This window comes from Spirillospora sp. NPDC127506, from assembly GCF_040302145.1.
Classification (GTDB): Bacteria; Actinomycetota; Actinomycetes; order Streptosporangiales; family Streptosporangiaceae; genus Spirillospora.
Window position 1 is genome coordinate 36,600 of sequence record NZ_JBEORG010000027.1, and the last position, 13,148, is coordinate 49,747.

A 13,148-nucleotide genomic window follows, 5' to 3' on the forward strand; every position below is an offset into this window, starting at 1 on the left:
CCCTGGACGCCGGCCGCGCGCGTCCAGTCCGGCCCTAGGCGCGGGCGGCGTCCGAGCGGAGGAAGTCCAGAATCAGGGCCACGACCTGGTCGGGGAACTGGTCGTGCGGGTAGTGCCCGGCCCCTTCGATCATCTCCAGGCGGCCGGACGGCAGGGCGTCGACGATCGCGGCGCCCTCGGCGCGCGGGTCGGCCCAGTCGGGGTCGAGTGAGCCCTCCACGACCAGGACCGGGCAGCGGACGTTGCCGAGCTGTTCGCCGGCGTCGGCCGGGGCGCTCTTGCCCATGCCCTGCATGGCCTTCATCCGGCCCGGCTCGCGCATCAGGGAGTCGATGCGGCCGATCCGCTCGTCCCAGTGAGCCGGCTTGGCGCCGGGGTAGGCGACGTCGAGGTAGGAGCGCCAGAGCCGCACGCTGCCGGACATCGCGGTGCCGAGCAGCCGCAGCATGCCGCGCCGGTAGCGCTGCACCTTCAGGAGGCCGCCGAGGCTGACCGACTGCTTGCGGGTGAACGGCGCCAGCTCGACCACGGCGCTGACCAGCGAGGGCTCCTTCGCCGCGGCGATGGTGGCGGCGCCGCCCGAGAACGAGTGGCCGACGAGCACGGCCGGGCCGCCCAGGTGGCGGATCAAGGCGAGCAGGTCGCCGGCGACGGCGGTGCGGCTCCACTCGGGCCAGTCGACGCTGGACTCGCCGCAGCCGCGCAGGTCGACGGCGGCGACCCGGTACCCCGCCTCCGCCAGTGCCGGGATCATGCCGCGGTACGCGTCACGGCTGTCGCCCATCCCGTGCGCCAGGACGATCAGCGGCCCGTCCCCCGCCACCTCATAGGCGAGAGTCCCGCCGTCGACGGTCAGAAACTCGGTCATGACGACCTCCAAGTAGCTAATTGAATTAGCTAAAAGCTAACCTGATTAGCCGACGCTGTCAACTCTCCTCCTCCGTGTCCGCTGCGGCGGAGCCCGTGCTCTCGGTTCCGGTGGTCGCGCGCCGGCGGTGCGAGCGGATAGCAGAGTGGTGATAGCCGCCGGGTGAATCGGTATTTGCCCGGTCGTGCGCGGCGGGAGGAGGGTGTGGGCGTGAGCGATCTGCATGACTGGCCGGGGAGCGGGCTCAGCGACGAGGAACTGGACGTCGCCTACAACGTGCGGCGGAAGGCGGGCCCGGAGCTGTTCGCGCGGCACATGGAGCGGTACCGGGAGATGTCGGAGCAGGCCGTGGACGGGCTGGCCGGCCATCCGGGGATCGTCTACGACGAGGCCAGCGGGGAGCGGCTCGATGTGTGGGGCACCGGCGGCGGGCTCCGGCCCGTGTTCGTCTTCCTGCACGGCGGCTACTGGATGGCGCTTTCGCGGGACGTTTCGTCCTTCATGGCGCGGGCCCTGGACGAGCAGGGCGTCGCGACCGTGGTGCCCGACTACACGCTGGCGCCGGAGGCGACGCTGGAGGAGATCGTCCGGCAGGTGCGGGCCGCTGTGGCGTGGGTGTACCGGCACGGACGTGATTTCGGCCTGGATCCCGAGCGGATCGTGGTGGGCGGCAGCTCGGCGGGCGGGCATCTGACCGGCATGACGATGGTCGGCGGCTGGCAGGACGGCCTGGGGCTTCCGCGGGACGTCGTCAAGGCCGCGATGCCGTTCAGCGGTTTGTTCGACATCCGGCCGATCACGCGAATCTATGTCAACGAGTACGTGAAGCTCGATCTGGAGCGGGCCGCGGCGCTGAGCCCTGCTCTGCTGGACGCCGACTACCGGTGTCCCGCGGTGTTCGTGGCCGGAGAGCACGACGGGGACGGGTTCCTGGAGCAGTCGAAGTCGTTCCAGCCGCAGTGGGGCGCCGGGGAGCTGATGATCGTGCCGGACCGCGACCATTTCGATGTCGTGCTCGAACTCGCCGACCCGCGGTCGCCGGTGAGCGCCGAGTTGATGCGCCTGATCAGGCGGTGAGCGCGGCCGCCTCGCGTTCGAGGCGGTCGAGCATGAGGCGGGCGGACGGGACCGGGGAGCGGGCGGCGTCACGCCGACCCGGCGGCGGACCGCCTCCAGGTGCCGTTGCTTCAGCCGCCCGTTGAGGAGGCCGATCGCCCGCATGCCGCCTCACTATCACGGGTTCGTGATAGCTCACTGGTCAATTGGTATTTGTCAGGCATAGCTCGCGGGCGGAGGATCGGAGGTGTCGAGCTGAGCGGGAGGAACGGATGAAGGCTGAGCACTACGTCGGCGGCGTCTTCCGCTCGGACGGGCGGACGTTCCCGCTGATCGACCCCGTGAACGGCGCCGAGCTGGGGGCCGTCCCCGAGGCCACGCGGGGGGTCGTGGACGACGCCGTGTCGGCCGCGCGGGCCGCCCTCAAGGGCCCGTGGGGGACGGCGAGCGCCGAGGAGCGGGCGGCCGCGCTGCGGCGCGTCGCGGACGGCGTCCAGGCCAGGTTCGAGGAGTTCGTCGCGGCCGAGGTCGCCGACACCGGCAGGCCCAGGGCGTTCGCCGAGACCGTCGACGTCCCGCGTGCGGCCGGCAACTTCCGCGCCTACGCCGACCTGCTGTATGGACGTCCCGAACGCGCCTACACGACCCAGGTCCCGGGGTGGAGCACGGGCACCGGGCAGGCGCTCAACTACACGGTGCGGCGGCCGCTCGGCGTCGTGGCGGTCATCTCGCCGTGGAACCTGCCGCTGCTGCTGTCCACCTGGAAGATCGCCCCGGCGCTCGCGTGCGGGAACACCGTCGTCCTCAAGCCGTCGGAGGAGACGCCGTCCACCGCCACGCTCCTCGCCCGGGTCATCGACGAGGCCGGGCTGCCGGAGGGCGTGTTCAACCTGGTGCACGGGCACGGGGCCGGCGCGGCCGGCGAGTTCCTCACCGGGCACCCGGGCGTGGACGCGATCGCCTTCACCGGGGAGTCGGCCACCGGCGCGGCGATCATGCGGAACGCCGCCGAGCACGTGACGCCCGTGTCGTTCGAGCTGGGCGGCAAGAACCCCGCCCTCGTCTTCGCCGACGCCGACCTCGACGCGGCCGTGGACGGCACGGTGCGGTCTTCCTTCACCCATTCGGGGCAGATCTGCCTGTGCACCGAGCGCGTCTACGTCGAACGGCCGGTCTTCGACGAGTTCGTCGGGAAGCTGGCCGGACGGGTGAGGGAGCTCGAGGACTACGGGCCGATGATCTCCGCCGAGCACCGCGACAAGGTCCTGTCGTACTACCGGCTCGCCAGGGAGGAGGGCGCCACGGTCGTCACCGGCGGCGGCGCCCCGGCCTTCGGCGACGAACGGGACGGCGGCTTCTACGTCGAGCCCACCGTGCTCACCGGCCTCCCCGAGTCCGCCCGCACGGTGCGGGAGGAGATCTTCGGGCCGGTCTGCCACGTCGCCCCCTTCGACACCGAGGACGAGGCCCTGCGCCTCGCCAACGACAGCCCCTACGGCCTCGCCTCCACGATCTGGACGACGAGCCTGTCGCGCGCCCACCGGGTGGCGCCCCGCATCGAGACCGGCATCGTCTGGGTGAACTGCTGGAACCTGCGCGACCTGCGGACCCCGTTCGGCGGTGTCAAGGCGTCCGGGATCGGAAGGGAAGGGGGAGAGTACTCCTTGGACTTCTTCTCCGAACCCGTCAACGTCTGCATCCAGATCTGAGAGCGAGCCAGTGACGACGAACATCGACCGGGCCGCCGAGCGGCTCCTCGGCGCCTACGCCAGCGGCACGCCCTGCGCGCCCGTCCGCGACCTGATCACGACGGCGGACGACGCCTACGCCGTCCAGGACCGGCTCACCGAGCGGTGGCTCGGCGAGGGCCGCCGCCTCGCCGGACGCAAGATCGGCCTGACCTCGAAGGCCGTCCAGCGGCAGATCGGCGTGGACAGCCCCGACTTCGGCATGCTGTTCGCCGACATGGCCGTCCCGGACGGCGAGGAGATCCCCGCCGGCGCGGTCCTGCAGCCGCGCGCCGAGGCCGAGGTCGCGCTCGTCCTCGACCGCGACCTGACCCACGAGCGGCACACCGCGGCCGACGTCATCCGCGCGACCGCGTTCGCGCTGCCAGCGATCGAGGTGGTCGGCAGCCGCGTCCGCGACTGGGACATCACGCTCGCCGACACCGTCGCCGACAACGCCTCCTCCGGCATGTACGCGCTCGGCAACCGCCCCGTCCTCCTCAAGGACGCCGACCTGCGCCTCTGCGGGATGGTCATGGAGCGGCGCGGCGAGCAGGTCTCCACCGGCAACGGCGCCGCCTGCCTCGGCCATCCGCTGAACGCCGCGCTGTGGCTCGCCGACACGCTGGTCCGCGTCGGCCGCCCGCTGCGCGCCGGGGACACCGTGCTGACCGGCGCGCTCGGCCCGGTCGTCCCGGCCGCGCCCGGCGACGTGTTCGAGGCCCGCATCGACGGGCTCGGCGACGTCCGCGTCGCCTTCGGCAAGGAGGAGGGCTGATGGTGGACGTGCACGCGCTCGCGGCGGAGCTGGACGAGGCCGCCCGGGACGTCCGCGCGATCCCGAAGCTGACGGACAAGACGCCGTTCGACGTGCCCGCCGCCTACGCGGTGCAGCGGGCGGGGATCGAGCGCCGGCGGCAGCGGGGCGAGCGCCTCGCCGGGGTGAAGATGGGGTTCACCAGCCGCGCCAAGATGGTGCAGATGGGCGTGGACGACGTCATCTGGGGCCTGCTCACCGACGGGATGCTCGCCGAGACGTCCGTCGACCTGTCGCGCCTCATCCACCCGCGCATCGAGCCGGAGATCGCCTACCTGATCGGACGCGAGGTCCGCTCGGCCGCCGAGGTGGAGTCGGCCGTGGCGGGCGTCGCGGTCGGGTTCGAGGTGCTCGACTCCCGCTACCGGGACTTCGAGTTCACCCTCCCCGACGTGATCGCCGACAACGCGTCCGCGGCGCGGTTCGGGTACGGGGCCTGGCACGCGCCGCGCGACCTGCCGAACGTCGGGCTGCTGCTGGAGATCGACGGGCGTCCGGTGCAGACGGGCTCGTCCGCCGCGATCCTCGGCGACCCGGCGCGGTCGCTGCGGGCGGCGGCGCGGCTCGCGCTCGGCGCCGGGATGACGCTGGAACCCGGCTGGATCGTCCTCGCCGGCGCGGCGACGGCCGCAGTCCCGCTGCCGAAGGACGCGCACGTCCGCGTCACCGGAGCGGGCCTCGGCGCCGTGGAGGTGACGACGTGATGGGCGACGCGTTCCTCGTGGACGGCAAGGCCAGGCCGCGGGGGCGGTTCCCGCACCTGAAGCGGGCCGGCGACTTCGTGTTCGTGTCCGGGACGAGCTCCCGCCGCCCGGACGGGACGTTCGTCGGGGCGAGCGCCGACCCCATGGGCGTCACCGACCTCGACATCCGCGCGCAGACCCGCGCCGTCATCGAGAACGTCCGCGACCTGCTCGGGGCCGCCGGCGGGGACCTGCGCGACATCGTGAACATCACCGCCTACCTGGTGAACATGAACGACTTCGGCGGCTACAACGAGGTCTACGGCGAGTACTTCGACGAGACCGGCCCCGCCCGCACGACCGTCGCCGTCCACCAGCTCCCGCACCCGCACCTGCTCATCGAGATCTCGTGCGTCGCCCACATTCCCCGCAACGGCAAGGAGGCCGGATCATGACCCTCCCGCAGCTGTCGTACGGACGGCCGTTCAACTTCGAGTCCTGGATCGACGAGCACCGCGACCTGCTCAAACCGCCGGTCGGCAACGTCCAGGTGTTCGACGACGCCGGGCTGATCATCATGGTGGTCGGCGGCCCCAACCAGCGCACCGACTTCCACGACGACCCCACCGAGGAGTTCTTCTACCAGCTCAAGGGCAACATGGTGCTGCGCGTCATGGAGGAGGAGGGCCGCCCGCCGACGGACCTGCAGATCAACGAGGGGGACGTCTTCCTGCTGCCGCCGCACGTCCGGCACTCGCCGCAGCGGCCCGAGGCCGGCTCGATCGGCCTCGTCGTGGAGATCCCGCGGCCGGAGGGGCTCAAGGAGGCGTTCGAGTGGTACTGCACCGAGTGCCACCACCTCGTCCACCGCGCCGAGCTCCAGGTCCGCTCGATCGTCGACGACCTGCCGCCCGCCTTCGAGGCCTTCTACGGCGGCGACCGCAAGTGCCCCAACTGCGGGGCCGTCCACCCCGGCAAGACGTGGCCGCAGACCATGACCCCGACCACGGCGCCCCGGGTCTGACATGGCGGTCATCGACGTCCACGCCCACGTCTTCCCGCGGATCAGCCGCGCCGAGGGCCGCGTCCTCGCCGACGAGGGGCAGCCCTGGCTCCGCGTCGACGGCGGCGGCAGCGGCATGATGATGTGCGGCGACGACGAGTACCGGCCGGTCGGCGAGGCGCTCTGGGACCCCGAGCGCCGCATCGCCGACATGGACGCGGCGGGCGTGGACGTCCAGGCCGTCTCGTCCACCCCGCTCATGTTCGGGTACGCGGCCGAGCCGTCCCGCGCCGCCGAGTGGTGCGAGCTGGTCAACGAGCGCATCCTCGCGTTCTGCGCGCACGCCCCCGGCCGGCTCCTGCCGCTCTGCCAGGTCCCCCTCCAGGACCCGGAGCTCGCCCGCGACATCGCGACGCGGGCGAAGGCGGCCGGGCACCGCGGCGTCCACATCGGCAACCACGTCGGCGACCGCGACCTCCACGACGACGGCATCACCGCGTTCCTCGCGCACTGCGCGACGCTCGGCCTGCCCGTGCTGGCGCACCCCTGGGACATGCTCGGCGCCGACCGGATGCGCGGGCACATGCTGCCCTGGCTGTCGGGGATGCCCGCCGAGACCCAGCTCAGCATCCTCGGGCTGATGCTGTCGGGTGCGTTCGAGCGCATCCCGGAGTCGCTGCGGCTGTGCTTCTGCCACGGCGGCGGCTCCTTCGCGTTCCTGCTCGGCCGCGCCGACAACGCCTGGCACCGCCGCGACATCGTCCGCGCCGACTCGCCGCGCCCGCCGTCGGAGTACACCGACCGGTTCCACGTCGACTCCGCCGTGTTCGACCCGCGCGCCCTCCGGCTGCTCGTGGACGTCATGGGCGCCGGGCGCGTCATGCTCGGCACCGACTACCCGTTCCCGCTCGGCGAGAAGGAGCCGGGCGCGGCGATCCGGGCGTGCCCCGGGCTGGACGACGCCGACCGCGCCCGGATGCTCGGCGGCAACGCGGAGGCGTTCTTCGCCCCCGCCGGCGACCCGGTGGCGGACGCGGCAGGCGAACGACTCGTGACCACGGAGGGAATGGCCCAGTGAGCTACGCGACCTCAGCGGAGGACGAGGCGCGGCGGCTCGACGAGACCGACCCGCTGCCCACGCTGCGCGGCGAGTTCCTCGTCCCGCCCGCGCCCGGCGGTGCGTACGAGGAGGCCGCGTACTTCGCCGGCAACTCCCTCGGCCTCCAGCCGCGCGGCGCCGCGGGACTGATCCGCGAGGAGCTGGACGACTGGGCGCGGCTCGCCGTCGAGGCCCACACGCGGGGCCGCCGCCCGTGGGTCGGCTACCACGAGCTGCTGCGCGAGCCCTTCGCCCGGCTCGTCGGGGCCCGGCCGCACGAGGTCGTCGCGATGAACTCGCTGACGGTCAACCTGCACCTGATGATGGCGAGCTTCTACCGGCCCGCCGGGACCCGCACCCGCATCGTGATCGAGGACTCGGCGTTCCCGTCCGACTCGTACGCGGTCGCCAGCCAGGCCGTCCACCACGGGCTGGACCCGGCCGAGACCGTCGTGCGGCTGAGGCCCCGCCGCGGCGAGGACAACCTGCGCACCGAGGACGTCCTCGGCTTCCTCGAACGCGAGGGCGACACGGTCGCGCTCGTCCTGCTCGGCGGCGTCAACTACCTGACCGGCCAGCTCATGGACATGCCCGCGATCACCAAGGCGGGCCGCGCCGCCGGCGCCGCCGTCGGCTGGGACCTCGCGCACGCCGCCGGGAACGTCCCGCTCCGCCTGCACGACTGGGACGTGGACTTCGCCGCCTGGTGCACCTACAAGTACCTGAACAGCGGCCCCGGCGCGGTCGCCGGCTGCTTCGTCCACGAGCGGCACGTGCGGGACGCGTCCGTGCCGAGGCTGTCCGGCTGGTGGGGGACCGAACCGTCGGTCCGCTTCCGGATGGACCCCGACATCGCGCCGCCCGCCTCCGCCGACGCCTGGCAGCTGTCCAACCCGCCCATCATGGCGCTCGCCCCCGTCCTCGCCTCCCTGGAGATCTTCGACCGGGTCGGGATGGAGGCGCTGCGCGCCAAGAGCCTGCGCCTCACCGGCTACCTGGCGTCCCGGCTCGCCCCGCTCGGCGGCCTGGAGATCATCACCCCGGCGGACCCCGCGGCGCGCGGCACCCAGCTGTCGCTGCGGGTCGCGGACGCGGGCGGGCTCGTCCGGCGGCTCGCCGAGGCGCACGGCGTGGTCGCCGACGCACGCGAGCCCGACGTCGTGCGGCTCGCGCCCGTCCCGCTGTACTGCACGTTCCACGACTGCCACCGCGCCGCCGAGGCACTGGCGGATCTTGTTTAGGTGTGTCAGTGCATAAGTCGGTCCGGCATCGGGTAGGTTCGGACGCGTTGCACGATGACCCGGCCAGGCCGGCGTCTAGCAGTCTCGAAGCGTTTTTCCGGGTGACCGGCGGACGTGGGATGAGTCCGCTTGCAGCCCGGCCCGCCGCCCGGCGGGCCGGTGAGGTCACAGCAGAAGGAAAGACAGCATGGCCGAAGGCACCGTGAAGTGGTTCAACGCCGAGAAGGGCTTCGGGTTCATCGCGCCTGACGGCGGCGGCCCCGACGTGTTCGTCCACTACTCGGCGATCACCACCAGCGGGTACCGCAGCCTGGACGAGAACCAGCGCGTCGGGTTCGAGATCACGCAGGGCCAGAAGGGCCCGCAGGCCGAGGGCGTCTACCCGCTCTAAGGCACAGGTCCGCACCCGCGTCAGGCCGGGGACGCTCGCCGTCCCCGGCCTTTCGCCTCCCCGCCGGCCGCGCTCGCCCGGCTCGCGGGCCGCTAGCGCAGCGCCTTCGCGGACGTCCCGGGCACGGGCGCGCCCCGGCCGGCGCCGCGCGGCCGCAGCGCGCCGGCCGCCAGCGTCATCACCGCGACCACGCAGGTGATCATCGCGAACGCGGCGGGGTAGGACAGCGCGCCCGCCGTCCAGCCGGTGACGGCCGGGGCGGTCAGCCCGGACAGGTAGGTGATCGTCGCGACGCCCGCCACGCCCTCGCCGGGCGTCGCGCCGGTGCCGGCCGCCGCCGCGAACACCAGCGGGACGACCGTGGCGATCCCGACGCCGATGAGCGCGAAGCCGGCGATGGCGAGCCAGGGCGTGCGGGCGGCGACCACCAGGACCCCGCCGAGCACCGCGACCGAGCCGCCGGAGCGGACGACCGCCGGCGGGCCGAACCGGTGCACGACCCGGTCGCCCGCCAGCCGGGCCCCCGCCATGCTGGACATGAAGATCGTGTACGCGGCGGCGGCGAGGCCGGGCCCCGAGTCGGCGACCTCGGTGAGGTAGACGGCGGACCAGTCGGCGCTCGCGCCCTCGGCGAACGTCCCGCAGAACCCGACCACGCCGATCGCGAGGACGGCCCGGGTCGGCAGCGCGAAGCGGCGCGGCGCCGGGACGCCGCCGGCCGGGCGGTCCGCGAGCAGCCGCCGCCCGGCGAGGCCGCCCGCCGCCAGCAGCGCCAGCGCGGCCAGGCCGAGGTGGAGCCGGGCGTCGACCCGGGCGTGCGCGGCGGCGATCCCGGCGCCGCCGGCGGCGAGGCTGCCGACGCACCACAGCCCGTGCAGCCCCGACATGATCGGGCGGCGCATGCTCCGCTCCACCGCGACGGCGTGCGCGTTCATCACGACGTCCGACATGCCGGCGGTCGCCCCGAACAGCAGCATCGCCGGGAACAGCCAGCCGGGCGCGGGCGCGAGGGCGGGCAGGGCGAGCGCCGCGCACCACGCCGCGATCAGCAGCCGGACGGTGCGGCGCTCGCCCATCCGGTGCGCGAGCCGGCTCGCGGTCGGCATGGCGGCGAACGCGCCGACGGACGGGCACAGCAGGGCGAGCCCGAGGACGCCGGGGGAGAGGCCGAGACGGTCCTGGATCCAGGGGAGGCGGGTGGCGATGGTGCCCGCCACGGCGCCGTGCACGGCGAAGGTCACGCCGATGGCGCGGTGGTGAGGGTTCATGGGCGTAGAAACTAACAGGCAGGCTTCCTGATGAAAAGTGGATAAGGCAGGCTCCCTGACTAATATGTGGGCCGTGAAGACCGCCGACCCGACGATGGCCCGCGCGATCAACGACCGGCTCGCGCTCGACCTGCTGCTCGAACGCGGCCCGCTGACCGCGCCGCAGCTGCGCGCGCTGACCGGGCTGTCCCGGCCGACGGTGTCCGACCTGCTCGAGCGGCTGCGCGCGGGCGGGCTGATCGAGATCGTGGGGGAGACCGGCAGCGACCGGCGGGGCCCGAACGCCCGGCTCTACGGCCTGGTCTCCGGGCGCGCCCACGTCGCCGGCGTCGACCTGCGCCGCGACGCCGTCCACGTCGCCGTCGCCGACCTCGCCGGCGGCGAGACCGGGAGCGCGTCGCGCCCGCTGCCGCCGGACCCTGACCTGGCCGCGCTCGTCGCCGGGGCGGTCGGCGAGGCCGCCGGCGGCCGCGCCCTGCACACCGTCGTGCTCGGCACCCCCGGGCTCGTCGACCCGCGCACCGGAGCGGTGACCGGCAGCGGCGTCCCCGGCGGGCGGCCCGACCTCGGCGCGGCGCTCCGGGACGCGCTCGGCACGCGGGTGCGGCTGGAGAACGAGGTCAACCTCGGCGCCATCGCCGAGCACCGGGAGGGCGCCGCGGCGGGCAGCGACGACTTCGCGCTGCTGTGGCTGGACGACGGCGTCGGCGGCGCGCTCGTCCTGGACGGGCGGCTGCGGCGCGGCGCGTCCGGCGGCGCCGGCGAGGTGGGGCTGCTGAAGTTCGGCGGCGCCGACTTCTGCCGGTTGCTGGACGCGGCCGCCGTGGCCGGCCTCGGCAGTGAGACGGTCGCCGCGCGGATCGCCGAGGCGGTGTTCGTGCTCGTCGCCGTGCTCGACCCCGGGCTCGTCGTGCTCGGCGGCGCGCTCGGCCGCGCGGGCGGCGACCGGCTCGCCGGGCTGGTCGCGGACCGGCTCGGCCCGCTCAGCCCGGCCGCGGCCGAGGTGCGGGCGAGCCGCGTCGAGGGCGACGCGGTGCTGCGCGGCGCCGTGCTGACCGCCCTCGACCTCGTCCGCGACGACGTGTTCGGCTACGAGTCCTTCTCCGGCTAGGAGTCCTTGGGCAGGCGCTCGCCCGTGCGGAGGCGGTCGAGGCCGAGCCAGATGAACTCCACCGCCATCTGCTCGGCGCGCTCGCGCGGGGTGTCGGGGTGCTCCAGCCACCACGACACCATCGACAGCATCGACCCGTACATCAGCGGGACGAGCAGCCGGGCGCGCCGCTCGTTGACCTCCAGCGCGGCCGGGGACAGCGCCGGGTCGGCGCGGCGGCGGCGCAGCAGCAGGTCGGCGAACGCGGTGCCGAGCCGGTCGCGCAGCTCCCGCAGCTCCAGGCCCACCTCCGGCTTGTCCAGGTGCCGGACGACCACCGCCCACGCGTCCGGCTCCGCGGTGGCGTAGTCGAACAGCACCCGGATCATCGCCCGGATGCCGTCCGCCGAGCCGTGCGCGGCGAGCACCGCCTCGTTCAGCCGTGCGGTGAGCTCGGCGACGATCGCCTCGGTGACCTCGGCGAACAGCTCCTCCTTGGACGCGAAGTGCTGGTAGAGCAGCGCCTTGGACACCCGCGCCGCCGCGGCCACGTGCTCCATCTGCGTCAGGTGGTAGCCGCGGCGGCCGAACTCCTCCAGCGCGACCTGCAGCAGCTGCTCGCGCCGCCGGGCGTACGGCATCCGCCGCCGCACGCCCGCCTCCCCCGTGTCACTCGTCATGTGCCGAGGTACTTGCCCAGCTCGGCGCGGGCCACCGAGCGCACGTGCACCTCGTCCGGCCCGTCGGCGAGGCGCAGCGTGCGCAGGCCCGCCCACATCGCGGCGAGCGGGGTGTCGGCGCTGACCCCGGCGCCGCCGTGCACCTGGATCGCCCGGTCGACGACCTCCAGCGCGACGCGCGGCGCGACCACCTTGATCGCCGCGACCTCGGACCGGGCCGCCTGCACGCCGTGCTGGTCGATCATCCAGGCGGCCTTCAGGGTGAGCAGCCGGGCCTGCTCGATCGCCATCCGCGACTCGGCGATCTGCTGGCGGACGACGCCCTGCTTGGCCAGCGGGCCGCCGAACGCCACGCGCGACACCGCGCGCTCGCACATCAGCTCCAGCGCCCGCTCGGCCATCCCGATCGCGCGCATGCAGTGGTGGATGCGGCCGGGGCCGAGCCGCGCCTGCGCGATCGCGAAGCCGCCGCCCTCCTCGCCGACGAGGTTCTCCACCGGGACGCGGACGTCGGTGAAGGTGATCTCGCAGTGGCCGTGCTGGTCCTGGTAGCCGAAGACGGGCAGCGACCGGACGACCTCCACGCCGGGCGCGTCCAGCGGCACCAGGACCATCGACTGCTGCCGGTAGGGGTGCCCGTCCGGGTCGGTCTTGCCCATCACGATCATGATCTTGCAGCGCGGGTCGGCGGAGCCGCTGGTCCACCACTTGCGGCCGTTGATCACGTAGTGGTCGCCGTCCCGCTCGATGCGGGTGGAGATGTTGGTGGCGTCGGAGCTGGCGACGTCCGGCTCCGTCATCGCGAAGGCGCTGCGGATCTCGCCGTTCAGCAGCGGGCGCAGCCACTTCTCCTTCTGCTCGGGCGTGCCGAACAGGTGCAGGACCTCCATGTTCCCGGTGTCGGGCGCCGCGCAGTTGGTCGCCTCCGGCGCGAGGCTCGGGGAGCGTCCCGTCAGCTCGGCGAGGGGGGCGTAGTCGGTGACCGACAGGCCGTGCGCCGGATCGTCGCTGTCGGGGAGGAACAGGTTCCACAGGCCGCGCTTGCGGGCCTCGACCTTGAGCTCCTCGACGACCTGCGGGACGTGGTGCTCGCGGCCGGCCGCGCGCAGCTCCGCCCGCTGGGCCGCGTAGACCGGCTCGGCCGGGTAGACGTGGGAGTCCATGAATTCCTGGAGCCGCCCGAGGTACTCCCGGGCCCGCTCGCTCAAACCGAAGTCCATTCCGC

Annotated in this window: 14 protein-coding genes; 10 read left to right on the top strand and 4 right to left on the bottom strand. The window is 73.8% G+C overall.

The window, feature by feature from the left end:
* Positions 1-34 precede the first annotated feature (34 nt).
* Positions 35-868 carry an alpha/beta fold hydrolase gene (locus tag ABTW95_RS23945; RefSeq protein ID WP_500227436.1) on the bottom strand — a complete coding sequence of 278 codons (834 nt, stop codon included), beginning with the start codon at positions 866-868 and terminating at the stop codon, positions 35-37.
* A gap of 210 nt (positions 869-1,078) precedes the next feature.
* Here ABTW95_RS23945 and ABTW95_RS23950 point away from each other — a divergent pair, with 210 nt between their 5' ends.
* The 9 genes from ABTW95_RS23950 to ABTW95_RS23990 all read left to right on the top strand — a co-directional run bounded on the left by ABTW95_RS23950 (position 1,079) and on the right by ABTW95_RS23990 (position 8,885).
* On the top strand, positions 1,079-1,945 hold the full coding sequence (locus ABTW95_RS23950; protein ID WP_396448497.1) for an alpha/beta hydrolase: 867 nt from the start codon (positions 1,079-1,081) through the stop codon (positions 1,943-1,945).
* Positions 1,946-2,196: 251 nt separating this feature from the next.
* Positions 2,197-3,633 (top strand): 2-hydroxymuconic semialdehyde dehydrogenase, encoded by a 1,437-nt coding sequence (locus tag ABTW95_RS23955; protein WP_500227437.1) that lies wholly within the window; start codon positions 2,197-2,199, stop codon positions 3,631-3,633.
* A gap of 10 nt (positions 3,634-3,643) precedes the next feature.
* Positions 3,644-4,429, top strand: a complete 786-nt coding sequence (locus tag ABTW95_RS23960) for a 2-keto-4-pentenoate hydratase (protein ID WP_396448495.1) — start codon at positions 3,644-3,646, stop codon at positions 4,427-4,429.
* Entirely contained in the window at positions 4,429-5,172 is a 744-nt protein-coding gene (locus ABTW95_RS23965; protein WP_396448494.1) for a 2-keto-4-pentenoate hydratase, read from the top strand. Before ABTW95_RS23960 ends, ABTW95_RS23965 begins: the two co-directional genes overlap by 1 nt.
* Entirely contained in the window at positions 5,172-5,606 is a 435-nt protein-coding gene (locus tag ABTW95_RS23970) for a RidA family protein (protein WP_396448493.1), read from the top strand. Before ABTW95_RS23965 ends, ABTW95_RS23970 begins: the two co-directional genes overlap by 1 nt.
* Positions 5,603-6,175 (top strand): 3-hydroxyanthranilate 3,4-dioxygenase, encoded by a 573-nt coding sequence (locus tag ABTW95_RS23975; protein ID WP_396448492.1) that lies wholly within the window; start codon positions 5,603-5,605, stop codon positions 6,173-6,175. The genes ABTW95_RS23970 and ABTW95_RS23975 overlap by 4 nt, the downstream gene beginning before the upstream one ends.
* Before the next feature lies 1 nt (position 6,176).
* Complete coding sequence (locus tag ABTW95_RS23980) at positions 6,177-7,232, top strand: amidohydrolase family protein (RefSeq protein ID WP_396448491.1); 1,056 nt, start codon at positions 6,177-6,179, stop codon at positions 7,230-7,232.
* Positions 7,229-8,494 (top strand): kynureninase, encoded by a 1,266-nt coding sequence (gene kynU, locus ABTW95_RS23985; RefSeq protein ID WP_396448490.1) that lies wholly within the window; start codon positions 7,229-7,231, stop codon positions 8,492-8,494. Before ABTW95_RS23980 ends, kynU begins: the two co-directional genes overlap by 4 nt.
* A gap of 187 nt (positions 8,495-8,681) precedes the next feature.
* On the top strand, positions 8,682-8,885 hold the full coding sequence (locus ABTW95_RS23990) for a cold-shock protein (RefSeq protein WP_067468803.1): 204 nt from the start codon (positions 8,682-8,684) through the stop codon (positions 8,883-8,885).
* A 92-nt stretch (positions 8,886-8,977) separates the two neighbouring features.
* Here the strand turns inward: ABTW95_RS23990 and ABTW95_RS23995 are convergent, their stop codons facing one another.
* Complete coding sequence (locus ABTW95_RS23995; RefSeq protein WP_396448488.1) at positions 8,978-10,153, bottom strand: MFS transporter; 1,176 nt, start codon at positions 10,151-10,153, stop codon at positions 8,978-8,980.
* A gap of 73 nt (positions 10,154-10,226) precedes the next feature.
* Between ABTW95_RS23995 and ABTW95_RS24000 the strand changes: the two genes are divergently transcribed.
* Positions 10,227-11,264 (top strand): ROK family transcriptional regulator, encoded by a 1,038-nt coding sequence (locus ABTW95_RS24000; RefSeq protein ID WP_396448487.1) that lies wholly within the window; start codon positions 10,227-10,229, stop codon positions 11,262-11,264.
* On the opposite strand, the gene ABTW95_RS24005 is transcribed toward ABTW95_RS24000, so the two are convergent.
* The gene (locus ABTW95_RS24005) at positions 11,261-11,923 is read right to left on the bottom strand and encodes a TetR/AcrR family transcriptional regulator (RefSeq protein ID WP_396448486.1); all 663 of its coding nucleotides are present in this window, start codon (positions 11,921-11,923) and stop codon (positions 11,261-11,263) included. The two genes, ABTW95_RS24000 and ABTW95_RS24005, sit on opposite strands and share 4 nt — an antisense overlap.
* On the bottom strand, positions 11,920-13,143 hold the full coding sequence (locus ABTW95_RS24010) for an acyl-CoA dehydrogenase family protein (RefSeq protein WP_396448485.1): 1,224 nt from the start codon (positions 13,141-13,143) through the stop codon (positions 11,920-11,922). The genes ABTW95_RS24005 and ABTW95_RS24010 overlap by 4 nt, the downstream gene beginning before the upstream one ends.
* Between the last annotated feature and the right edge of the window lie 5 nt (positions 13,144-13,148).

Excerpts from the sequence above, each read along its gene's own strand:
- ABTW95_RS23975 (WP_396448492.1), top strand. The coding sequence starts at position 5,603 with ATGACCCTCCCGCAGCTGTCGTACGGACGGCCGTTCAACTTCGAGTCC.
- ABTW95_RS23995 (WP_396448488.1), bottom strand. The coding sequence starts at position 10,153 with ATGAACCCTCACCACCGCGCCATCGGCGTGACCTTCGCCGTGCACGGC.
- ABTW95_RS23990 (WP_067468803.1), top strand. The coding sequence starts at position 8,682 with ATGGCCGAAGGCACCGTGAAGTGGTTCAACGCCGAGAAGGGCTTCGGG.
- ABTW95_RS23970 (WP_396448493.1), top strand. The coding sequence starts at position 5,172 with ATGGGCGACGCGTTCCTCGTGGACGGCAAGGCCAGGCCGCGGGGGCGG.
- ABTW95_RS23965 (WP_396448494.1), top strand. The coding sequence starts at position 4,429 with ATGGTGGACGTGCACGCGCTCGCGGCGGAGCTGGACGAGGCCGCCCGG.
- ABTW95_RS23955 (WP_500227437.1), top strand. The coding sequence starts at position 2,197 with ATGAAGGCTGAGCACTACGTCGGCGGCGTCTTCCGCTCGGACGGGCGG.
- ABTW95_RS23945 (WP_500227436.1), bottom strand. The coding sequence starts at position 868 with ATGACCGAGTTTCTGACCGTCGACGGCGGGACTCTCGCCTATGAGGTG.
- ABTW95_RS24005 (WP_396448486.1), bottom strand. The coding sequence starts at position 11,923 with ATGACGAGTGACACGGGGGAGGCGGGCGTGCGGCGGCGGATGCCGTAC.
- ABTW95_RS23980 (WP_396448491.1), top strand. The coding sequence starts at position 6,177 with ATGGCGGTCATCGACGTCCACGCCCACGTCTTCCCGCGGATCAGCCGC.
- ABTW95_RS24010 (WP_396448485.1), bottom strand. The coding sequence starts at position 13,143 with ATGGACTTCGGTTTGAGCGAGCGGGCCCGGGAGTACCTCGGGCGGCTC.